The organism is Streptomyces sp. NPDC023157 (assembly GCF_055560575.1).
The window spans coordinates 700960-722907 of sequence record NZ_JBVHIL010000003.1 but is presented as its reverse complement, the minus strand read 5'-3'; the positions used below and the strand labels follow the sequence as shown (position 1 = coordinate 722907).

15 protein-coding genes are annotated in these 21948 nt (G+C 74.2%); 8 read left to right on the top strand and 7 right to left on the bottom strand.

Annotated elements, in window-relative coordinates:
• The first annotated feature begins 138 nt into the window (after positions 1-138).
• Positions 139-2763, top strand: coding sequence for an ATP-binding protein (locus ACZ3ZE_RS14190; protein WP_467259173.1), 2625 nt, complete (start codon positions 139-141; stop codon positions 2761-2763).
• Positions 2764-3040: 277 nt separating this feature from the next.
• Complete coding sequence (locus ACZ3ZE_RS14185; RefSeq protein ID WP_361179084.1) at positions 3041-4579, top strand: SDR family oxidoreductase; 1539 nt, start codon at positions 3041-3043, stop codon at positions 4577-4579.
• Between the two features lie 194 nt (positions 4580-4773).
• On the opposite strand, the gene ACZ3ZE_RS14180 is transcribed toward ACZ3ZE_RS14185, so the two are convergent.
• A complete protein-coding gene (locus ACZ3ZE_RS14180) occupies positions 4774-6906 on the bottom strand; it encodes an ATP-binding protein (RefSeq protein ID WP_467259170.1) in 2133 nt (710 codons plus the stop codon).
• A 192-nt stretch (positions 6907-7098) separates the two neighbouring features.
• Between ACZ3ZE_RS14180 and ACZ3ZE_RS14175 the strand changes: the two genes are divergently transcribed.
• Positions 7099-8472 (top strand): cryptochrome/photolyase family protein, encoded by a 1374-nt coding sequence (locus ACZ3ZE_RS14175; protein WP_467259167.1) that lies wholly within the window; start codon positions 7099-7101, stop codon positions 8470-8472.
• A gap of 111 nt (positions 8473-8583) precedes the next feature.
• Entirely contained in the window at positions 8584-9243 is a 660-nt protein-coding gene (locus ACZ3ZE_RS14170; protein WP_467259165.1) for a sigma-70 family RNA polymerase sigma factor, read from the top strand.
• A gap of 16 nt (positions 9244-9259) precedes the next feature.
• Here ACZ3ZE_RS14170 and ACZ3ZE_RS14165 read toward each other — a convergent pair whose 3' ends face one another.
• The 4 genes from ACZ3ZE_RS14165 to ACZ3ZE_RS14150 all read right to left on the bottom strand — a co-directional run bounded on the left by ACZ3ZE_RS14165 (position 9260) and on the right by ACZ3ZE_RS14150 (position 15053).
• Positions 9260-10243 carry a MerR family transcriptional regulator gene (locus ACZ3ZE_RS14165; RefSeq protein ID WP_361627591.1) on the bottom strand — a complete coding sequence of 328 codons (984 nt, stop codon included), beginning with the start codon at positions 10241-10243 and terminating at the stop codon, positions 9260-9262.
• A 57-nt stretch (positions 10244-10300) separates the two neighbouring features.
• Positions 10301-11335 carry a bile acid:sodium symporter gene (locus ACZ3ZE_RS14160; RefSeq protein ID WP_361627656.1) on the bottom strand — a complete coding sequence of 345 codons (1035 nt, stop codon included), beginning with the start codon at positions 11333-11335 and terminating at the stop codon, positions 10301-10303.
• A 76-nt stretch (positions 11336-11411) separates the two neighbouring features.
• Positions 11412-12239 carry an SDR family NAD(P)-dependent oxidoreductase gene (locus ACZ3ZE_RS14155; protein ID WP_361179074.1) on the bottom strand — a complete coding sequence of 276 codons (828 nt, stop codon included), beginning with the start codon at positions 12237-12239 and terminating at the stop codon, positions 11412-11414.
• A gap of 108 nt (positions 12240-12347) precedes the next feature.
• Positions 12348-15053, bottom strand: coding sequence for an FAD/NAD(P)-binding protein (locus ACZ3ZE_RS14150; RefSeq protein ID WP_442304685.1), 2706 nt, complete (start codon positions 15051-15053; stop codon positions 12348-12350).
• 238 nt (positions 15054-15291) lie between these two features.
• Here ACZ3ZE_RS14150 and ACZ3ZE_RS14145 point away from each other — a divergent pair, with 238 nt between their 5' ends.
• Complete coding sequence (locus ACZ3ZE_RS14145) at positions 15292-15753, top strand: RrF2 family transcriptional regulator (RefSeq protein WP_361627596.1); 462 nt, start codon at positions 15292-15294, stop codon at positions 15751-15753.
• 76 nt (positions 15754-15829) lie between these two features.
• Here the strand turns inward: ACZ3ZE_RS14145 and ACZ3ZE_RS14140 are convergent, their stop codons facing one another.
• Complete coding sequence (locus tag ACZ3ZE_RS14140) at positions 15830-16864, bottom strand: TolB family protein (protein WP_361179070.1); 1035 nt, start codon at positions 16862-16864, stop codon at positions 15830-15832.
• On the bottom strand, positions 16861-18198 hold the full coding sequence (locus ACZ3ZE_RS14135) for an MFS transporter (protein WP_361179068.1): 1338 nt from the start codon (positions 18196-18198) through the stop codon (positions 16861-16863). Before ACZ3ZE_RS14135 ends, ACZ3ZE_RS14140 begins: the two co-directional genes overlap by 4 nt.
• A 528-nt stretch (positions 18199-18726) precedes the next feature.
• Between ACZ3ZE_RS14135 and ACZ3ZE_RS14130 the strand changes: the two genes are divergently transcribed.
• From ACZ3ZE_RS14130 to ACZ3ZE_RS14120, 3 genes are read left to right on the top strand one after another with little or no spacing between them, the layout of a single operon-like run.
• Positions 18727-19875 (top strand): hypothetical protein, encoded by a 1149-nt coding sequence (locus ACZ3ZE_RS14130; protein ID WP_361179066.1) that lies wholly within the window; start codon positions 18727-18729, stop codon positions 19873-19875.
• Complete coding sequence (locus tag ACZ3ZE_RS14125) at positions 19872-20687, top strand: WecB/TagA/CpsF family glycosyltransferase (RefSeq protein WP_467259162.1); 816 nt, start codon at positions 19872-19874, stop codon at positions 20685-20687. The genes ACZ3ZE_RS14130 and ACZ3ZE_RS14125 overlap by 4 nt, the downstream gene beginning before the upstream one ends.
• Positions 20687-21943, top strand: coding sequence for a nucleotide sugar dehydrogenase (locus ACZ3ZE_RS14120; protein WP_467259286.1), 1257 nt, complete (start codon positions 20687-20689; stop codon positions 21941-21943). Before ACZ3ZE_RS14125 ends, ACZ3ZE_RS14120 begins: the two co-directional genes overlap by 1 nt.
• The last annotated feature ends 5 nt before the right edge of the window (positions 21944-21948 follow it).

Sequence of the window (21948 nt, the reverse complement as noted above, 5' to 3'; positions counted from 1 at the left end):
TCGGCTCCGGTCCACTCCGGTCCGCTGCCGGGCGCCCGGTCAACCCCGAGCATCGGGGGCGATCGAGATGATCACCACGCTGTGCGAGGGTCATAATCAACGAATCATCAATCCGAACATCCCGAGAGGTGAACCGAGTTGGCAGGAAGGCCGGGACGTCGGGAGCAACCGCTCGATCCGCAGGCCGGCCCACTGGAACGGTTCGCGCTGGGTTTGCGCGACCTGCGCGAAAGGGCCGGCCTGACCTACATGGAGATGGCAGGCATGGCTCATTTCTCGGCTAGTACCCTCTCCCAGGCTGCTGCTGGGCATCGACTACCCACCCGGCCGGTGCTGCGGGCCTACGTGCGCGCCTGCGGTGGGGATCCGGATCCGTGGGAAGAGTGCTGGGAGCGAGTGCGGCACGGCACGTTCGGCCAGGAGAAGGAACGGACATCCGTGCCATTCGAGCCACACGAAGTAGGCTTGGAGGAAGCAACCAGTTTTGTGGGCCGGGAGGGCGAACTCGCGGTAGGCAGCGAAATGATCGAGCGCTGCCGACTGGTCACATTGGCCGGAGTCGGCGGTGTGGGCAAGACGCGGTTGGCCGGACGACTCGTCCGGCACGTGGCCGGCCGCTTCAAGGATGGCAGTTACCGGGTGGAACTGGCCGATGTCAACGGCGGTGATTCCGTCGCGGCAGCGGTCGCCGCGGCAATCGGCGTACAGACTGCCACCGAGCGGGAACCGCTGGATGGACTCACCCGAGCGTTACAGGGGCGTAGCGTGCTCCTCCTGCTCGACAACTGTGAGCACGTTCTGGACGCGAGCGCTCACATCGTCCGCGCCCTGCTCACGTCCTTGCCGGAGCTCCGTATCCTCGCCACCAGTCGGCAACCCCTCGATATCGGGGAAGAGTACGTGCTGCAGGTGAACCCGTTGGCCTTGCCCACCCGGGGGAGCGGCCATCCAGGCGAAACCTGTGAAGAGGCCGAGTTTCGCCCGACCTCTCCGGCGGTCACCCTTTTCGTCGACCGAGCAAGAGCCGCCTCCCCAGGCTTCCGGGTGACGAGGGCGAATCGAACCGTTCTCGACCAAGTATGCCGATCGCTGGACGGGCTACCCCTCGCGCTGGAGATCGCCGCACGTCGGCTACGCACGCTGACTCTCGACGAGCTCCTGGAACGGCTGGATCACCGGTTCGCTCTCCTCGGACCTGGCGGACGTGACCGTACGGCGCACCCTCGTCACCGTGCATTGCGCGCGCTCTTCGACTGGAGCTACGAGCTGTGCACCGATGCCGAGCGAGCCGCCTGGCAGCAGCTGTCCCTGTGCTCCGGCGGAGTCCTGCTCGCTGATGCCGAGCAACTCTGCGGGCGCACCGCGACAGACGAAGCGCAGGACATCGCCGCCCCTGAGGACGTTTTCGAGTCCCTGGCCGGGCTCGTGGACAAGTCCTTGCTCACGAGGGTGGAGACAGGGGGCCGGAGCCGCCTGTACATGCTCGAGACCGTCCGGGCCTACGGGCAGGAGCGCCTGGCGGAGAGCGGCCGGGCGCAGGGCGCACTGCGTCGTCACCGCGCCTGGTACCTCGGCCTCGCCGCCCAGGCCGGGGCCGCTTACGGAACCCCCGAACAGGCCGACTGGCTGCGGCGCCTGCGCTCTGAGCATGCGAATCTGCGGCAGATCGTGACGTCACCCCAGCCGGCCGGTGAGCCTGCGGAGACGCTGCTGAATGCGTCCCTCGGCTTTTGGCTGCACTGCTTGACCTCGGGCCATGTGGGAGAGGGCGTTCATTGGATGCGAAGGATCATCGAGCGGCACCCGCTTCCACCCCGTCCGGAGACCACCTTCACGTGGTGTCGGGCTGTATGGGTTGCCGGCTTTCTGCTGATCCTTCGCGGGGACCGCACAAGCACCCTCGAGATGATCGGGCGCGGTGAACAGGCTTTGGCGGTCAGGACCGCCGTGGACGTCACGGCGCACGAGGTGGCCGGGGCCGCTGAACTCACCGCGGCGTTTCTGCAACTGCGGAGCCTCGTGGCGCTGATGGCCGAGGACGCGGAGAGCTGCGCACGCTACGCGCTGTCAGCCCTGGAGACGGGACACTGTTCCGCGATGCTGTTGACGCAACCGCAGTGCATCGCCCAGCTCGGCTTCTCCGCCGTCATCCAAGGTGACCACGCTCGCTCCACCACGCTGCTCCAAGAGGCCTTGGACATGTCCGAAGCGACGGGCGACACGTGGCACCGCTGCTATCTGTTGTGGGCCCTCGCGATCGAACACGGAGAGAAAGGGCGAGCGAAGGAGGCTCTCCGTCTGCTCCGCCGGGCGCTCCGGCACGCCTGGGAGATCGACGAACACATGGGAGAGGCGGCGCTGAGCGAGACAGTGGCTTGGGTACTTGCCTCCTGCGGTGGTGCCCGCTCAGCGGCCCTGGTGCTGGGTGCCGCGGATCGCGTCTGGCACCCGTCCGGCGTTCCTCGGCTCTTCGGTTTCGCCGCTATGGCCGCCCACCGTGCACGCGGCCTGGACCATGCCCGCCAGGCACTAGGAGAGACGGAGTACGCCCAGGCGTATCGAGAAGGTCAACAGCTTGGTTTGCGCGCCGCGCTGAAGACGGTGTTCGAGGACGTGCAGCAGCTCACCGGTCAGGGCGGGACACCGGCGACCATCGAGGGCGAGAACTCAGACCGTGGTCAGGCCGGAGCGGGACGCCGGCGTGGCACGGCAGGCCATGCCCCGGTACCCCCTCGCCACGGGAACCCACGCGCGTGGGAATGACATCGGGGTTGTCTCAGCAGAGGTCGGCGGACACCAACAAGGACAACCCCGTCCGGCAGGTGCGGCCGAGCTCCCTGGGCTGAGCGCGGGCCGAGGGCGGGGCGAGCCCGGGTCGAGCACAGGCTGAGCCTCGGTTGAGCCGGAAGGGCGGTCCCGGCCCCAGACCGCATCCAAAGACCCCCGTCCTGGCGAAGAATCGACACAGGGGCGTGTGCGCCACGGCACGCCGCGGCCACGGCCCGGACACGTCACGGACCTCGGTGGAACGGATCAGCGCATGGACACTCCCAGCCCCTCCGAGGGCGCCCTCTGCCTCGTCACCGGTGCCAGCGGGTACATCGGGGGGCGGCTCGTGCCGGAGCTGCTCGACAAGGGGTACCGGGTGCGGTGTGTCGCCCGGCATCCGGACAAGCTGCGGGACTTCCCCTGGGCCGGGCGGGTGGAGACCGTGCGGGGGGACGTCACCGACGCCGCGAGCCTCCGGGAGGCGTTCGACGGGGTCGAGGTCGCCTACTACCTCGTCCACTCGATGGCCTCGACGGCGCACTTCGAGGACGCCGACCGGCTCGCCGCCCGCACCTTCGCCGCCGAGGCCCGGGCCGCCGGTCTGCGGCGCCTCGTCTACCTGGGCGGTCTCGCCCCGAGCGGCGTGCCGGACGCGGAGCTCTCGCCGCACATGCGGTCCCGTACCGAGGTCGGGCGCATCCTGCTCGGCTCGGGCGTCCCCACCGCCGTCCTGCGGGCCGCCGTCGTCATCGGCTCCGGGTCGGCCTCCTTCGAGATGCTGCGGTACCTGACCGAGCGGCTGCCCGTCATGGTCACGCCGAGCTGGGTCGGCAGCCGGGTCCAGCCCATCGCGGTCCGCGACGTGCTCCGGTACCTCGTGGGCGCCGCCGCCCTGCCCCCGGACGTCAGCAGGACCTTCGACATCGCCGGCCCGGACGTCCTCACGTACCGGGAGATGATGGTGCGGTACGCGGAGGTCGCCGGGCTGCCCAAGCGCCTCATCGTCTCCGTGCCCATGCTCACGCCCCGGCTCTCCAGCCACTGGATCGGGCTCGTCACCCCGGTCCCCGCCGCCCTGGCGAAGCCCCTCGCGGAATCGCTCCGGCACGAGGTGGTCCGCACCGAGGACGACATCACACGGTACGTCCCGGACGGCCCGGGGGAGCCGCTCACCTTCGACGAGTCGCTGCGGCTCGCCCTCCGCCGCGTCCGGGAGGCCCGGGTCACCACCCGCTGGTCCTCCGCCGGCACGCCGGGCGTGCCGAGCGACCCGCTGCCGACCGATCCCGACTGGGCGGGCGGCAGCCTCTACACCGACGAACGCTCGCGGGCCGTCGACGCGAGCCCGGAGGCGCTGTGGCGGGTCATCGAGGGTGTCGGCGGCGAGAACGGCTGGTACTCGTTCCCGCTGGCCTGGGCCGTACGCGGCTGGGCCGACCGGCTCGTCGGGGGTGTGGGACTGCGCCGGGGGCGCCGGGACGCCGAGCGGCTCCGGGCCGGTGACGCGCTGGACTTCTGGCGCGTGGAGGAGATCGACCGCGGCCGCCTGCTGCGCCTGCGGGCCGAGATGCGCCTGCCCGGCCTCGCCTGGCTGGAAATGCGCGTCGACCGCGACGAGCGGGGCCGCACCTCGTACCGGCAGCGGGCGCTCTTCCACCCCCGGGGCCTCGCGGGGCACGCGTACTGGTGGAGCGTGGCCCCGTTCCACGCCGTGGTCTTCGGCGGCATGGCCCGGAACATCGCCCGGACCGCCGAGACCGAGAGCGGGCGCAGCACGGCCGGAGGGACCGGCGTTCCGGACCGGCGGTAGGCGGGCGTGGGATCCCGCGACGGCTCGGACCACGGGGACAGGCAGGGACGAACTCCGGGAGGGCGCCGAGGCGGAGGCCCGAGACCCGCCGACTCGCCAGGTAGCCCAGGGCCATGGCGAGGACGTGTCGCCGCCAGGACTCGGCGGTCCGCTGCCGCATGACCTCCGTCCGCACGCCTCCGCCGTCCTTCGAGTCAGCCCGCCAGCATCGTCTCCAGCGTCCTGAACGGGTCCGCGATCCGGGCCAGTTCGTACGCGGTGTCGTACGCGGCGTCGCCTATCTGGAGGCGGGCCGCCCGCTCGGCCCGCTGCCGCAACGGCCTCAACTCGGGGGTGCCCCGCTGCGGATGCCCGACCATCTCCCAGAACACCTGGCCCGCCCCGTACGCGACCGCCGCCTCCTCGCCCCGCTCCAGCGCCGCGAGGGCGACCGCCAACAGGTCGAGGCCCAGGCCGAGACCGAAGGCGTCGCCGATGAGGCGCTTGTCGCGGAGCATCGCCCGGGCGTGCGCGGCGGCGTCGGACGCGCGCTCCTCGAACAGGGCTATCACCGCCAGCTGGTACTCCGTATAGGAGCGCGTCCAGTGCTCTCCCACCGCGACGGAGTCGTCCCGCAACGCCTCGGCCGCCGCCCGGGCCCTGCGCAGGGCGCCGGAGGCCGTCAGCGCGAAGACGCGCACCAGCCGGCACCGGGCCGTCGCGGCCGGGCCGGACGCCGGCCCGGCCAGCGCGCGGTCGGCGACGGCGAGCGCGTTCCGGGGCTCGCCCCGGAGCAGCATCACCAGGCCGCGCAGATACGCCGCGTCCGCGAGCAGCGTCGCGTCCCCCGCCCGTACCGCCTCCTCATCGGCCCCGCCCGCCAGCCGCGCCGCCGTGTCGTACTCGCCCCGCAGGCACCGCACCACCCCCAGCGCCCAGCACAGCCTGGCCCGCACGGCCGAGGGCCCGGCGACCAGCCGCAGGCACTCCTCCAGATAGTGCGAGGCCTCGTGCAGATGCCCGGAACACGCCCAGAAGAAGCCGACGGCACCGGCCAGTTCGGCGGCCCGCTGAGGGTCGGTCGCCAGCAGGTGTTCCAGCGCCGCGCACAGGTCGCCGTAGGAGGCGGTCAGCCGCGCGTTCGTCTCCGCCTGCCCCGGCCCCCACCAGGACTCCTCGGCGGCCAGGGCCAGTTCGTGGAAACGCCGGGCGTGCCGGGTGCCCGTCGCACGCGTCTCGCCGAGCTCCGCCAGCCACAGCGCCCCGTACTCGCGCACCGTGTCGTACAGGTGCACCCGGTCGTCGGAGCGCGTGACGACGCTCTTGCGGACCAGCCCTTCGAGCGCCCGGGCCAGCACGCTGTCGGTCAGCGGTCCGCCGCGGCAGACCCGCGTCACGTCCTCCACCGTGGCACCCGAACGGAAGACCGAAAGGCGTGCCCATAGCAGGCGTTCATGGGGATCGCACAGCTCGTGGCTCCACCCGATCGTCGTCCGCAGCGCCCGGTGACGGGCCGGCTGGACCCGGCTCTCCGGGCCCCGGGCGAGCGCGAGCCGGCCGCGCAGCAGCCGGGCCATCGCGGACACCGGCCGCTCCCGCAGCATCCCGGCGGCGAGCTCCAGCGCCAGCGGCACCCCCTCCAGCCAGCGGCACACGTCGGCGGCGGCGACGTACTCCTCGGGCCGGGTCCACCGGACGCCCATGGCCTCCGCACGCGCGGCGAACAGCTCCATCGCCTCGGAGTCGGGCTCCAGCGGGCCGACGGGGAACCGCGTCTCACCGGCCACCCCCAGCGGCTCACGGCTGGTCGCGAGCACCACGAGCGCGGGGCATCGCGCGAGGAGTACGCGGACGAGCGCGGCGCACGCGTCGAGCACGTGCTCACAGGAGTCCAGGACCAGCAGGACCCGGCGGGCGCCGATCCAGTCGGCCACGGTGTCCACCGGATCGCCCGCCGAGTGGTCCGACAGACCGCAGGCGTCGGCGACCAGCGAGGTGACGAGGGAGGGGCTGGTCAGGGACCAGAGGGGGGTCCAGTGGACGGCGGCGAACGCGTCCGGTCGGGGTGCGTCCGGTCGGGGTGCGCCCGGCCGGAGCGGGTGCGGCCGGAGGCCGTCGCGGGCGGGGCACGGTCCGGCGGGCCCCGGTCCGGCGGGTCCCGGTCCGGCGGGGCCCGGGGCGCCCGGTCCGAACTCCTCCGCCACCCGCGCGGCGAGCCGGGACTTGCCGATGCCGCCCATGCCCACCAGCGTCACAAGCGGCCGCGTGGACAGCAGGGAGCCCAGGTCCCCGACGGCCTCTCCCCGTCCGACGAACGGCCCGCTCTCCGGCGGCTGCCAACTCTCCATGCCCCGCATTCTGGGGCCAGGGGAACCGGCGACCGCTGTCTTCGGCCGTTTCCGTGCCGGGTGCATCCGGAACGCGTGTCGAACGGGAACCGCGAGTGCCCGGGTGTGACAACGGGTGTGACATCAGTACGCCGCCGGTGCGGGCTCGCGGGCTCGCGGGCTCGCGGACGGCGGCCCGGCAGGGAGAGCGCGATGACCGTCTCCGTCGTTCTGTACACCTCCGACCTCAGGGTCCACGACCATCCGCCGCTCAGGGCCGCGGTCGAGGGGGCGCGGGAGGTGGTTCCGGTGTTCGTCCGCGACCCGGCCGTGGACCGGGCGGGCTTCGCCGCGCCCAACCGGCTGGCGTTCCTCGCCGACTGCCTCGCCGATCTGGACCGGGGGCTCGCGCGGCGCGGTGGCCGCCTCGTGGTGCGGGAGGGCGACACCGTGGCCGAGGTGCTGGCGCTGGTGCGGCAGACCGAGGCCGACGAGGTGCACATGGCGGCTGGGGTGACCGCCTTCGCCAGGGCGAGGGAGACACGGCTGCGCGAGGCGCTGGAGGGCGACGGGCGCCGGCTGTACGTGCACGACGGCGTCGTCACCGTCGTACCGCCCGGTGACGTCCTTCCGCACGGATCGGACCACTTCGCCGTGTTCACGCCGTACCACCGGCGCTGGGCCGCCGAACCGATCCGGACGCCCCTGCCCGTCCCCACGGCGGTCCGGGTGCCCTCGGCGGTGCGGTCCGCGCCGCTGCCCCGCCGGTCCGCGGTCCCGGACGTGTCGCCCGGGCTCGCCGCCGGGGGCGAGAGCGAGGGGCGCAAGCGGCTCGGCTCCTGGCTGACCGCCCATGTCGACGCGTACGAGGAGGGCCACGACGACCTGGCGGGCGACCTCACCTCCCGCCTCTCGCCCCACCTCCACTTCGGCTCCGTCTCCGCGACCGAGGCGGTGCACCGGGCGCGTGAACGGGGCGGGGCGGGTGCCGCCGCGTTCGTACGGCAGCTGTGCTGGAGGGACTTCCACCACCAGGTCCTGGCCGCGCGCCCCGAGGCGGCGGCCGAGGACTACCGGCCCCGTCAGGACCGTTGGCGGCGCGGCGCCGACGCCGAGGCCGACTTCGCCGCCTGGCGGGAGGGTCGGACCGGCTATCCCGTGGTCGACGCCGCCATGCGGCAGCTCGCCCACGAGGGGTGGATGCACAACCGGGGCCGGCTGCTCACGGCCTCCTTCCTGACGAAGTCGCTCCGCATCGACTGGCGGGAGGGGGCGCGCCACTTCCTCGGCCTGCTGGTCGACGGCGACATCGCCAACAACCAGCTCAACTGGCAGTGGGCGGCGGGCACCGGCACCGACACCCGGCCGAACCGTGTCCTCAACCCGGTGCGGCAGGGCCGGCGGTACGACCCGGACGGCGGCTACGTACGGCACTGGGTCCCGGAGCTCGCCGGGCTCGAAGGGCCGGCCGTCCACGAGCCCTGGCGGCTCGTCGGACTCGAACGCGCCGCCTTGGACTACCCGGAACCGCTGGTCGAGCTCTCCGACGCCCTGGCGCGCTTCCGGGCGGACCGGGAGAGGGGTTGAGCGGTTTCGACGCGAAAACGATGCGAGTTGGACGGGCGGGGGCGATGGCCGGAACGTGAGGGTGCACGGGACCGGTGAGGTCCCGACGCCACTCCCGCCGGAGGAACCGTCATGACCGCCACCCGGACCGCCGACGCCCGGTTCACGGACGACCGGATCGCCGCCACCCAGACCACCGCCACCCGGACCACCGACGACCGGACCACCGGCACCCGGATCACCGACGACCGGATCGCCCGCGGTCTGGTCCTCGGCGACGAGGCCTGCCTGGCCGCGGCCTACCACCGCTGGGGCCGCCTGGTGCAGGCCCTCGCGGCGCGGGCGCTGGGCGACCCGCGCGAGGCGGAGGACATCACCCAGCAGGTGTTCGTCGCGGCCTGGCGCGGACGGGCCGGTTTCCGGCCCGAGCGGGGCACGCTGCCCGCCTGGCTCACCGGGATCGCCCGCCGGAAGATCGCCGACGCGCTGTCCGCCCGCACCCGCCGCACCGAGCTCGCGGCGGTCCTCGGCGCCGCCCTGGAGCACGAGGACCGTCCGGAGGCGGAGCCGGAGCGGGTCCTCGACCGGATCGTGGTCACCGAGGAGCTGGCCAGGCTGCCCCGGGTCCAGCGCGACGTCCTGGCCCTCGCCTACTTCGCCGACCTGACCCAGGCGCAGATCGCCGACCGCACCGGCCTCCCCCTGGGGACGGTGAAGAGCCACGCCCGCCGAGGCCTTCTCCGCATGCGCCACGGCCTCGCGCCCGCCACGGCCGCCGGCCGCCGGGCCTGAGGAGGCCCGGGCCCGGTCAGCCTTCGACGCCCTCGCGGGGCTCCCCGTACAGGCCGGAGATCAGTCCGATCGCCTCGCGCAGCCCGGTGGGGCGCACCGTGCCGGGGGCGGGTGTCCGGCCGCGCCAGCCGGGGCCCGCGAGGAGGACCAGGGGGGCCGTGCGCGCTCCCCGTACCCCGAACTCCGTGCGCGCGACGTGCCGGGCCAGGGCGTGGTGCGCGGTGGAGCGCGCCTGCGACCAGAGGACGACGGCGGCCGGGCCCGAGCGCCGTACCGCCGCGTCGACGGCCTCGGCGGGTACGGCGGCGCCGAACATCCTGGTCGGCAGGCCCTGTTCGGCGAGTGCCGCGGTGAGCGCCTCCAGCGGCAGCGTGTGCTGTTCGGCGGGGACGCAGGCCAGGAGGACGGGGGCGGCTGAGGGGGCGGGGGCCGGTCCGGCGACGGTGCCGCCCCGCCGCAGCGCGGTGGAGATGTGCCAGGACAGCAGGTGCTCCACCTCGACGTAACGGTCCCCGGACGATTCCCACTTGCGGCCCACCGCGTGCAGCGTCGGGACCATGATCTCCTCCCAGGCGGTGACCAGACCGTGCTCGGCCAGCACCTCCTGGAGCAGCCGCTCCATGCCCGGACCGTCGAGGCGCACGGCGGCGCGGGCGAGCCCCCGGCACTCCTGGCGTACGTCGCCCAGCGGCAGCCCGCTGCCGGGCCCCGCGCGGCGGGCTGTCTCCCCGGGCGCCACCGGCGGCTCCGCCGCGGGCCGTGCCCGCCGTACCCGCTGGGCGGCCCGCGCGGCCTCGGCGGGCGGGACGCCCGAGGCCGTGAGGCGGCACATCTCCTCCAGCATCGCGACGTCCGCCGGGCTCCACCTGCGGTGCCGTCCGTCCGCGCGCACGGCGGGACCGATGCCGTACCGCTGGTCCCAGGAACGCACCGTCGTGGGGGAGACGCCCAGGCGCCGCGCGACGGCGCCCGTCGTGATCCCGTGAGCCGTGTCGGGCATGCCTTCACCTTACGACGCGGAATCGACGCGAAGGGCGCACGAGCCCTTCCGTGGCTCCTACGGGCGCCGCCGACGGGACGCCGTCTGGGCCGCGATCTTCTGGAACAGGCTGTACGCGAGGATCGGCAGCAGCACCTGGGGGCGCGGGGCGAAGCAGGTGGCGGCGAGCGCTGCGGCGGCGCTGCTGTTGTTCATGCCGGTGGCCAGGGTGAGGGAGATCGAGTCCGGCCGGTCGCAGTGGGCCCGGGCCGCGGCCCACCGGCCGCAGCGGAAAGCGAGGAAGCACACCGCGGCGGCGGCGCAGGGCGCCACGACGAGGAGGTCGGGGTCGGGGTGGGCGAGGGCCCGGCCGAGCGCGCCGGTCGCGTTGACGTAGCAGAGCAGCAGGGTGTTCAGTAGGTTCAGCGCCTTGACGGCGGGCAGCGCGCGGGCCACGACGCGCTCGCCGAGCACGACGCGGGCGCCCATCCCGGCCAGGCACGGCAGGACCACGGCGACGACCGCGAAGGGTCCGGCGCCGGTGCGCGCGATGCCGTCGAGGGTGGCCGTGTCGTCGAGCGCGCCGATACCGGCGGGGCCCACGACCCGCCCGGCCACGTAGAGGGTGGCGGGGACGGTGAGCGGGCTGAGCAGGGTCGAGCCGATGACCGTCGCGACGGCCAACGGCAGGTTGCCGCCCGCGTTCTGGGCCCAGGACGCGGCCCCGCCGGCGATCGGCATGGCCAGCACCAGCATCAGCCCGACGAGCAGCCCCTCCGCCTCCGAGGCGTCGGGCCACAGCGTCAGGACGAGGGCGGCGACCGGCAGGACGGCCAGCGGCAGCAGGGCGTTGCCGGCGACGCCGAGCGCGGGCCGCAACGGGTGCCGCACCACGGCCCGCAGGTCGGAGAGCCGCACGCCGAGCCCCGCGTGGAACACCATCAGGGCGAGCAGCGCCATCGGCAGGGTGATCCGCGAGGACCCGCCGGGGAGGGGCACACCCAGCCCGCGCAACGCCTCCCCGGGGCCCGGGCACACCGCCGCCAGCACGTAGCAGCCCAGCATCAGTCCCAACAGGCGCCGCTGAACGAACGCCGGCACACGCGCGAGCATCACACAGCGGAGCCTATCGGCCACGCATGGTGAGATCGGGCAGGGTGGGCGGCGCGCGGAGGCTCGGGGGAGCGCGTCAGGCGCTCGGCTCCCCGCCCTCCCTCGGCTCGATGCGGAAGTCGAACGCCAGGGTGCCCGGGTCCAGGGCGGTCGTGCCGCCGTCGACGGTGAGGGTCGCGCCGTTCACGAAGGAGGCGGCGGGGGAGAGGAGCCAGGCGACGGCCTCGGCGATCTCGCGCGGTTCGGCCGGGCGTCCGGCGGGCAGCGGGCGGGTGACCTCCTCGTACGCCGCCTCGGTGCCGCCCGCCCCGAGCCGCGCCTCCTCCGCGAAGCGGCTCATGCGCCGGTCCGCCATGTCGGTGCGCACCCAGCTCGGGCACACCGTGTTGGCGCGCAGGCCGGCGGCCGCGTAGTCGACCGCGAGCGAGCGGCAGAGCTGGAGGAGCGCCGCCTTGGACGTGGCGTAGGCGGCGTTGCCGACGCCGTTGCGCAGGGCGGAGACCGAGGCGACCGCGACGACCGAGCCGCGCGCGTCGAGCAGGTGCGGGAGGGCCGCCCGCAGCAAGTGGAAGGGGCCGGTGAGGTTGGTCAGCATGACCGCCTCCCAGTCCTCCAGCGTCACCGAGCCCACGCTTCCGCCGCGCCCGATACCGGCGTTGAGTACCAGCCCGTCGAGACGCCCGTACGTGCCGACGGCCGTCTCGACGAGGGTGCGGACGTCCTCCGGGTCGGTGATGTCGGACGGCACGGGCAGCGCCCCCGACTCCGCCGCCACGAGCCGCAGGGGCTCGGGGCGGCGACCGGAGACCACCACGTGGTGACCCGCCTCGCGCAGCAGCCGCGCGGTGGCGGCGCCGATGCCCGTCCCGCCGCCGGTCACCAGGTACACCCGCTGGTCCGCCATGGTCGTCGTCCTCCGTCCCTCCGCCGGTGTCGTCGGTCTCTTCGACTTCCTCACCCGGTCCGGCGGAGGACTTGATCATAGGCGCGGCGGACGGCGGCTGACCGGGCGTCAGGCGCCCAGGCCGGCCAGCCTGCGCCGGTCGAGCGGCGACGCGCGCCGGTCGAGGCGCTGCTCCAGGAGGTCACGGGCGGTGTCCCGGTGCCCCGCCTCCACCAGGGCGTACAGCAGCGTCTCCTCGACGACCTCGCGCTGCGCCGCGCTGCCGCCCACCCGGCGCAGCGAGGGCAGCAGCGCGCGCAGCCCCCGTGCCGCCGTGTTCCACTCCTCTTCCAGGACGGCCTCCAGCGCGCTGCACAGCGGGACGACGACCTCGCGCTGCACCGGGTCCGCGCCCGCCGCGTGCGTCCGCAGCCGGCGGAGCGCGGGCAGGTCGCCGGCGGCGGTGAGGGCGAAGGCGCCGTGCAGGGCGGTGAACGCGGTCGAGGGGCGCTCGACCAGCTCGCGGGCGACCGCGTCGAGCACGCCGTCGACCGGCACCCGGCCGCTCCAGTTCCGCGCCATCCGGGCCCGCCACAGGAGCGAGCCGGAGTCGACGAGCGCCCGTACGCCGTTCACCTGGCCCGGGGCGAGCTGCGTGTACCAGCGGCGGCGTACCGCCGCGGCGTCGTCGAGGGCCAGTTCGTGCAGGCCCACGTGCCAGGAGAAGTGCGCCCGGTGCACGGCGCCGCGCCCCTGGGCGCCGATCCAGCCGTCGAGCCAGTCCCGGCCGGCCGCGTGGTCGCCCGACTCGTAGTGGACATGGGCGAGGGCGTGCACGGCGTGGCCCGAGGCGGGCTCCGCCGCGAGGGCGGCCCGCGCGAGCTCGCCCGCCTCGTCGATCCGGCCCTGTTCCTGCCGGACGAAGGACAGCAGCGAGGTGTGGAACCAGTGCCCGTCGTACGCCCCCGCGGTGCCCTCCACCAGGCGCCGGGCCAGCGAGCCGTCGATGTCCCCGATGCCGGAGAAGGCGATGGTGGGCACGGCGACGGCCAGCGCGAACGCGTCGCCGGGGAAGCGGTCCAGGTGGGTGATCAGGGCCTGGTCGCCGGCGTCCGGGCCGTCCGCCGACGCGTGCGTCTCGATCCGGCGGGTGACCATCTCCACGAACGAGCGCTCCCGTTCGTCCCCCCGCTCCCGCACACTGCGCTGGGCGTCCGCGAGTTCCCGGGCCACGTCGACCTCGGCGCCGCACTCGTGCCCGAGCAGGGCCAGCGCCGCGTGCCCGAGGGCGAACCCGGGGTCCAGCTCGGTGGCGCGCGCGAACGCCTCCGCCGCCTTCGCCCGTACGGTGATCACCCGGCCGAGCCCGCCCCGGAACGAGGCCGCGGCGGCGGCGTGCGTGGACAGCGGCAGCCCGAACTGGTCGGTGGGCCTGCGCCGGACCGGGCGCGGGGCACCGGCGAGCGGGGCGAGGACCGCCTCGGCGATCTCCTTGGCCTGCGCGCGGATCTCCGGGATCGCGGTCGTCTCCCACAACTCGCCGCGCCGGGGCGCGCCCAGCGTGAACAGCGGGCGCTCCGCGCGCCCCGCCGCGTCGAGGAGACGGCCCGCGTCGGTGGCCACCCCGATGCCCAGCGGCCCGGGCACGGCGAGGCCGTCGCCGAGCAGCCCGCTCCACAGCGGGTCGCCGCCCGCGTCGGCCCGCAGCCCGGGCCCCGTACAGTCCACCACCCAGGCCACCGGCAGCGTGCCGCCGTCGGCGAGGGAGACGGTGAGGCCACCGTCCTCGCGGGGCGCGGCGGAGGCGATCCGGCCGGCGTGGATCCGCAGCCTGCGGGCGGCGCGCGCCCGGGCGACGGTCTCGGCGGTGGACGGGGCCATGCGGTGCCGGTGCACGTTCCACGGGGTGGCGTCGCGGCCGAGGAACTCCGCCCGCTCGTCGTCGGTGAGCCCCTGCCAGAGCTGTGCGATCCAGGGCCGGAGGCCGTCGAACGCGGGCCGCCAGTCGCCGTGCGTGCGGCGGGTCTCGGCGACGTACCGCAGGACCTCCCGGCGGAGCCGGGCGAAGGGGAGCACGGCGAGGTCCCGGGGCGGCAGCACGGCCTGGAGCGGGGTGAGCGCGTGCGGCTGCGGCAGGAGGCCGGTGCGGGAGACGGCGTGCACGGTGCGGCCGGGCCGGTCGAGGACGAGGGCGAGGTCGACGGCGGTGAGCCCGGTGCCGACGAGGAGCACGTCGTCAGAGGCGCCCACGGCGTCCAGCGCGCCGGGCACCCAGGGGCGGGCGATGAAGCGGTCGGAGCCGCGCAGCTCCTCCGGTGCCCACTCCGAGTGGCCCGCCGCCGGGCCGGTGGCGAGGACCACGCTGTCCGCCGTCACCGTCCCGCCGTCCGCGAGCCGCAGCTCGACCCGCCCGCCGGGGAGGTCGGCGCAGCCGGTGGCGCGGGTGCGCAGGCGCCGCACGGAGACGGTGCCGTGCGCCGTGATGATCGCCCGGCCCAGGGTGTCGGCCAGGTACGAGCCGTAGCGGTAGCGGGAGGCGAAGTCGGCGGCGGTGACGGTGGTTTCGCCGTGCCGGCAGAGCCAGCGGCGGAAGTGGCCGGGGTCGTCCGGGTAGCAGCTCATGCCGCCGACCGGCACGTTGAGGCGGTGCTCGGGGACCTCCGTGGAGTACGCGACGCCCCGCCCCGCCTCCGCCGCCGGGTCGATCAGGACCAGGTCGAGCGGGGTGCGCCGTCGGGCCGCCGCCTCGCACAGCTGGACGGCGACGAGCGCGCCGGCCGCGCCCGCGCCGACGACCGCGACGGTGGGGCGCGGACGCCCGGACGCGGTGGGCACGGGGGGCTCCGGTGAGGGAGCGGACACCACGGACACTTCGGACACCTCCGGGTCGGGCGGACACTGCGCGGATGAAGTTCACTATGTCGATGAACAAAGTGGAGTCGCAACGCTGCTTCCGGACAACCAGGCCCAGTGGGGGCTTCGTTGAGACGCTCCGGCCGTCGTCCGCCGGCCGTCGGCCGGTCCCGCGCCCGGTCGGCGGCCACCCTCCCGCCGGGCGTGAGACATTGAGTGCGTGAGGATCTCAGCACGAACGGACTACGCCATCCGTGCCATGGCGGAGCTGGCCGGCGACCAGGACCGGCCGCTCAAGGCCGAGGACATCGCCGGACGCCAGGACATCCCCGTCCGCTTTCTCTTCGTCGTGCTCAGCGACCTGCGCCAGGCCCGGCTGGTCTCCAGCGTGCGCGGCCCCGACGGCGGCTACACGCTGACCCGCCCGCCCGAGGAGATCACCGTCGCCGACGTCATCCGGGCCATGGACGGGCCCCTCGTCAGCGTCCGCGACCTGAAGCTGACGGGTCTGGAGTACCAGGGCGCCGCCGCTCCCATGCCGGACGTGTGGCGGGCGGTACGGGCGAGCCTGCGTCAGGTCCTGGAGGGCACGACCCTCGCCGACCTGGTCCGGGGGACGCTGCCCGAGCTCGTGCGAGAGCGGGCGCGCGAGTACAACGACGACGTGCGGACGTATCCGTAGCGGACGACGGGGTGCCTCACCCCGCCCCGCTCACTCCGCCCCGCTCAGCCCGCCCCCGGCTCATTGCGCCCCGCGCTCACTCCGTCGCGCGCGGCGGTGCCTGCGCGTCCGACAGCAGGACCCGTGGGGTGCCCGTGCCGTCCGCCGGTACCGTCCACACGTCGTCAACGCCCGTGCGGCCCTCGGCCGGCAGCGCGTAGGCGACCGTGCGGTCGTCGAGCCAGACGGCCTGGTCGTCGACGCTGCGGCGCTCCGCGAGCGCGGTGGACTTCAGGGTCCGCAGGTCCAGGACGTGCTCGCGCCACAGGGCCGCCGTGCCGAGCACCCGCTTCTTGTACGCCACCCGGGTCCCGTCCGGGGAGAGCGAGGGGCACTCGACGTTCTCGGCCAGGCTGGTGACGCTGCGGGCGGCGAGCGAGCCGCGTACGAGGTACGTCTTCTCGCGGGTGCTCAGGGTGGCGTAGAAGGTGTCGTCGTCGCCGGCGAAGGTGACGCCCCAGAAGTTGACGTCGCTGTCGCGGTACGGGCCGCCGTTCAGGGTGATCGCGAACTCCTCCAGGTTCGCCGACAGTTTCCAGCCCCGCGTGTCCAGGATCGAGGTCCGGGTGGAGAAGAACGCGGTGCCGTACGACTCGCCCTTCACGAACACCGTCCAGGCGGCGAGCCGGCCGCTGGGCGAGATCCGGGCGCGGCTCGGGATGCCCGCGAGCGGGTAGCTCCGCAGGGTGCGCAGGCCGGAGTCGAGGATCTGCGCCCGGTAGGCGGGCCGACCCAGGGCGGTGGTGGCCTGGAGGCAGACACCGGTGCCGGCGGACGCGTGGAAGCGCAGGCAGGAGACGTCCGAGGCGGTACGGGTCGCCCCGGCTGCGGTGCCGGCCGGGACGGAGACGAGCCGGTCGCGCCGGGGGCCTCTGGCCATGTTGCGGAAGACCAGCCGGTCCGGCTCCGTCAGGCTCACCTTCCCGTCCGCGAACACCGGCCCGCCCGCCCGGGGCTTGTTCTCCTCGGCCGCCCGGTCGGCGGCCGACAGCACCGACCAGGCGCCGACGCCGACGAGGACCAGCACCCCGGTGGCGAGGATCAGCAGACGGCGCAGCGGGGTGAGGGTCATCGCGGAACTCCCGTCGATCGTGGATCTCCCGTCGGGCGCAGCGCGACACCGGCGCCCGTCGCGCAGCAGGCGAGGCCGACGGCGGCCGAGGCGAGCGCGGGGCCGTCGCCCCACGCGGCCCACACGGCGCCGAAGGCCAGGGAGCAGCAGAAGCGGGCCAGCGCCTGACCGGTGCCGACCAGGGCGATGCCACTGGCCCGCAGCCGCTCCGGCACCACCGCGGCGACGGCCGCGGGCAGCACCCCGTCGGTGGCGGCGTAGAACGTGCCGTGCAGCGCGAGCACCAGGTACGGCAGGGCGGGGACGGCTGGCGCCCACAGCAGCAGCGCGTAGCCGAGGAGCAGTCCGGCGTGCCCGGCGAGGAACACCGTCCGCCGCCCGATCCGGTCCGCCAGCCGACCGGCGGGCACGGCGAGCAGCAGGAAGACCGCGGCCGTGCCGAGCGGGAGCAGCGGGAACAACTGCTCCGCCACTCCTGTACGGCGTTGCAGCAGCAGATAGAGGAACGCGTCGCTCACCGTGGTCAGGCCGAGCAGCACGGCACAGCCGAACAGGGTCCGCAGCCGGCGGCCCCGCAGCAGACCGAACGCGGCCCGCAGATCCGGCCGTTCCTCGGGCGGGGCCCCGGCTTCCTCGGGAGCTGCCCCGGCTTCCGCGGGCGAGGCCCCGGCTTCCGCGGGGGCCTTTCCGGCCGCGGCGGAGTTCTTTCCGCTCGGTACGAAAAGAAGCAGGATCAGCACCCCGAGCGCCGCCACGCAGCCGCTGACCGCGAAGACCGCGTCGTAACCGCCCGCCGCCACGCCCAGGATCAGGAACGCGGCGATCGGCCCGAGCAGCGCCCCCGTGGTGTCCATCGCCCGGTGCAGTCCGAAGGCCCGCCCCTGCCGCTCCGGCGGCACCGAGAGCGAGATCAGCGCGTCGCGCGGCGCCGTGCGCAGGCCCTTCCCGGTGCGGTCCAGGGCCAGGGCGACGCCGAGCGCGCCGAGATGGTGGACCAGGAGCAGCGGCTTCACCAGCGCCGACAGGCCGTAACCGAGGCCTGCGATCAGCTTGTGGTCGCGCACCCGGTCGGCCAGATGGCCGCCGGTGAGTTGGACCAGCGCGCTCACCCCGTTCTGGACCCCGTCGAGCATGCCGAAGCCGAGCGGGCTGAGCCCGAGCCCCATGACGAGGTACAGCGGCAGCACCGCCGTGACCATCTCGGTGGAGACGTCGGTGACCAGGCTGACCGTGCCGAGCGCCAGCACGGTCGGGGAGACCGCCCGGGCCGTGCCGCGCAGGCGGTCCTGCGCGGAGGTCGCCCCCTGCGGCGTGGAACGGTCGGCCAGATACACGGTGAAGGACCCCAACCGGCGTGAGCGGGTGATCGCGCGCCCACTGTAACCGCTGCCCGCCCGGGAGTTAGGCGGGATCGGTGCGGCTTAGCGACTGCTTGCGACCAATTCCTCGAAAGGCCTCATCGACACCGTGTTGTAGGCCTATCTTCCCGTTGTACGCTGCGAGTTGAGCACAACGTTCGCGCTGTGCGCTGGGGGTGTCCGTGGGGGGTTCCACCGGCAGGAGGCCGAAGCTCCGTCGCTTCGAGGCCGACTGTTCTCATCGTCATGTCCGTCGCGGCTGGGGAGCCGCCGACTAGAGGTCATGTGCGCCGACGCGCAGCTGCGGCATCCCTCCAGGGTGCCGCGCGTCCGTCGTGCGCGAGCGCCGGTCCGCCCACGCCACCACCGAGCGCACCGCCGTAACTCCGCAAGCGCGCCACAAGCCAGCCGATCCGGATCAGCGCCCTGATCCGAACCGACCCGAGGGGGGTGGGTGTGTCCGATCGTCCTGCCAACACACCCGACAGTCCACGCAGTTCACGGATGACGGAGCTCGCGAGAGCGGACCGGCCGCTCCATGACCTCGCCACCCGCCTGCTCGCGGTGGCCGAGCGGGGACTCCCCGCCATGCTCCTGCCGGAGGGGACCGGCTTCGTCTTCACCCGGGCCGGCCGGCGCGCCGACGACGGCTCCGTCCGTCTCGAACAGCGCGGCACCAGCATCCGCTACGCCGCCATCACCGTGCTCGGCGCCCGCTTCCTGCCGCCCGACCGGCAGCGCGTCGTCCTCGGCGGCCACACCGCCGAGGAGTTCGCCGGCGAACTGATCGAGCGGCTGCCCGGGGTGCGCAACCTCGGCGACGCGGCCCTGATCGCCTGGGCCGCCGCCGAGACCGGCCACCCCAAGCTGTCCGACGCCCTCGACCGGGTCACCGCCCTGGACGAGCCCGGCCGCCCCCAGTACACCGTCGAGGCCGCCTGGGTGCTGTCCGCGCTCGCCGCCGCCCGCGGCACCCTCGACGTCGAGGACCGGCTGAAGAGCGCCCGCGACCGGCTGCTGCGCGCCCGGACCGGCACCAGCCCGCTCTTCCCGCACGCCACCGGACCCGGCCTCAACCCCTGGTACCGCGCGCACATCGGCTGCTTCGCCGACCAGACCTACCCGCTGCAGGCGCTGGCCCGCGCCCACGCGAGCGGCGACGACCCGGAGGCGCTGGCCGCCGCCGACGCCTGCGCCACCCGCATCTGCGCCCTCCAGGGCGACGGCGGCCAGTGGTGGTGGCACTACGACGCCCGCCGCGGCACCGTCGTCGAGGGCTACCCGGTCTACAGCGTGCACCAGCACGCCATGGCCCCGACCGCCCTCCTCGACCTGGCCGAGGCCGGCGGCACCGACTTCAGTGAGCCGATCCGCAAGGGCCTGCGCTGGATGACCGACGTGCCCGAACTCGCCGCGGCCGGCGCCGCCGAGCCGATGATCCTGGACGAACTCGGCGTCACCTGGCGCAAGGTGTACCGCGGCGACCCGAAGAAGGCCGTCCGCGCCGCCCGCGGGCTGACCACCCGCGTCGCCCCCGGCCTGAGGCTCGCCCCGCTCGACGGGGTGTTCCGGCCCACCGCGGTGGACCGCGAGTGCCGCCCGTACGAGTTCGGCTGGATGCTCTTCGCCTGGCTGGGAGGGATCGGGAGATGACCTCGGAGCCCCAGCCCAAGAGAGTGACGAAGCGTCAGACACTGTTCGGCGTACGGCTCGACGCGCTCACCATGGACGAGACCGTCGACCACTGCCTCACCGCCGTACGGGCCGGCGAGCGCCTGGAGATCGGTGTGGTGAACGCCGCCAAACTGGTCAACATGCGGCGCGATCCCGCCCTCGCCCGGGCCGTCTCCGGCTGCGACCTCGTGCTCGCCGACGGGCAGGCCGTCGTCTGGGCCGGGCGCCTGCTGCGCCGCCCGCTGCCCGAACGCGTCGCCGGCATCGACCTGTTCACCCGGCTGCTCGGCGAGGCCGAGGCCGCCGGACTCTCCGTCTACTTCCTCGGCGCCAAGCAGCCGGTCCTGGACGAGATGGTCCGCCGGGTCGCCGCCCGCTTCCCCGGCCTGCGCGTGGCCGGCAGCCGGCACGGCTACTTCGGCGACGCCGACCAGCCCGCCATCGCCGACGCGATCGCCGAGAGCGGCGCCCACATGCTGTTCCTCGGCATGACCTCTCCCAAGAAGGAGATCTTCACCGCCGGTTACGGCGAGCGCAGCAAGGTGGCGCTCGTGCACGGCGTCGGCGGCTCCTTCGACGTCCTCGCCGGAGTCACCCGCCGCGCCCCCGAACGCTGGCAGAGGCTCGGCTTCGAATGGCTCTACCGCGCGCTCCAGGAGCCGCGCAGGCTGGGCCGCCGCTACCTCACCACCAACATCTCCTTCGCCCTGATGACGGGCCGGGAGCTGCTCCGCCGCCGCCCCTCGATCACCCAGGTCACCCCGGTCACCACCGCCAGCAGGGAGTCATGATGCGCGTCGTCGTGGTTGGACAGGGCTATGTCGGCCTGCCGCTCGCCATCCGTGCCGCCGAGACCGGTCACGAGGTGATCGGCTACGACGTGGACCCCGAGCGGGTCAAGAGCCTCGCCGCGGGCGAGTCGTACGTCGAGGACGTCACCTCCGAGCGCCTCAAGGCGGCCCTGGAGGCCGGCACCTACCGGGCGAGCGACGCCGTGCGCGACTGCGGCGGCTTCGACGTCGCCGTCGTCACCGTCCCGACCCCGCTCCACGAGGGCACCCCCGACCTCCGCTACATCGAGGAGTCGGGCCGGGACCTCGCCCGCTACCTGCGCCCCGGCGCCACCGTCATCCTGGAGTCGACCACCTACCCCGGCACCACCCAGGAGCTGTTCGGCCCGCTCCTCGAAGAGGGCTCCGGGCTCGTCGCCGGGGCCGACTTCCACCTGGGCTACAGCCCGGAGCGCATCGACCCGGGCAACCCGGTCTGGGGCTTCGAGCAGACCCCCAAGGTGGTCTCCGGAGTGGACAAGGCCTCACTCAAGGCCGTCCGGAAGTTCTACGACGGACTCGTCGAGACCACGGTACCGGTGAGCTCGCCCAAGGAGGCCGAACTCGCCAAGCTGCTGGAGAACACCTTCCGGCACGTGAACATCGCGCTGGTCAACGAGATAGCCATGTTCGCCCGGCACCTCGACATCGACGTGTGGCAGGCCATCGACGCCGCCTCCAGCAAGCCCTTCGGCTTCATGCGCTTCACCCCCGGACCCGGCGTCGGCGGCCACTGCCTGCCCATCGACCCCTCGTACCTCTCCTGGCACGTGCAGCGCGAACTCGGCACCAGCTTCCGCTTCGTCGAACTCGCCAACGACATCAACAACCACATGCCGGACTACGTGACCCGGCGCCTGGTCAACGCCTTCAACACGCGCAAGCGGGCGGTCAACGGCTCGCGCATCCTGCTGCTCGGCCTCGCCTACAAGAAGAACACCGGCGACGCCCGCGAGTCGCCCGCGCTGCGCATCTCCCAGCTCCTGCTCGACATGGGCGCCGAGGTCCGCGCCGCCGACCCGCACGTCGTGGAGGGCCACCGGGTCGACAACCGGCTCGTCCGGGTCGAGCTCACCAAGGAGGAACTGGCGGCCGCCGACGCCGTCGTGCTCCTCACCGACCACGACGCCTTCGACTACGAGCTCGTCGAGGCCCACGCCGAGTACGTGCTCGACTGCCGGAGCCGGCTGAGCGGATCCAGGATCGAGGTGCTCTGAACCGC

Excerpts from the sequence above, each read along its gene's own strand:
- ACZ3ZE_RS14185 (WP_361179084.1), top strand. The coding sequence starts at position 3,041 with ATGGACACTCCCAGCCCCTCCGAGGGCGCCCTCTGCCTCGTCACCGGT.
- ACZ3ZE_RS14180 (WP_467259170.1), bottom strand. The coding sequence starts at position 6,906 with ATGGAGAGTTGGCAGCCGCCGGAGAGCGGGCCGTTCGTCGGACGGGGA.
- ACZ3ZE_RS14175 (WP_467259167.1), top strand. The coding sequence starts at position 7,099 with ATGACCGTCTCCGTCGTTCTGTACACCTCCGACCTCAGGGTCCACGAC.
- ACZ3ZE_RS14170 (WP_467259165.1), top strand. The coding sequence starts at position 8,584 with ATGACCGCCACCCGGACCGCCGACGCCCGGTTCACGGACGACCGGATC.
- ACZ3ZE_RS14165 (WP_361627591.1), bottom strand. The coding sequence starts at position 10,243 with ATGCCCGACACGGCTCACGGGATCACGACGGGCGCCGTCGCGCGGCGC.
- ACZ3ZE_RS14160 (WP_361627656.1), bottom strand. The coding sequence starts at position 11,335 with ATGCTCGCGCGTGTGCCGGCGTTCGTTCAGCGGCGCCTGTTGGGACTG.
- ACZ3ZE_RS14155 (WP_361179074.1), bottom strand. The coding sequence starts at position 12,239 with ATGGCGGACCAGCGGGTGTACCTGGTGACCGGCGGCGGGACGGGCATC.
- ACZ3ZE_RS14140 (WP_361179070.1), bottom strand. The coding sequence starts at position 16,864 with ATGACCCTCACCCCGCTGCGCCGTCTGCTGATCCTCGCCACCGGGGTG.
- ACZ3ZE_RS14130 (WP_361179066.1), top strand. The coding sequence starts at position 18,727 with ATGACGGAGCTCGCGAGAGCGGACCGGCCGCTCCATGACCTCGCCACC.
- ACZ3ZE_RS14125 (WP_467259162.1), top strand. The coding sequence starts at position 19,872 with ATGACCTCGGAGCCCCAGCCCAAGAGAGTGACGAAGCGTCAGACACTG.
- ACZ3ZE_RS14120 (WP_467259286.1), top strand. The coding sequence starts at position 20,687 with ATGCGCGTCGTCGTGGTTGGACAGGGCTATGTCGGCCTGCCGCTCGCC.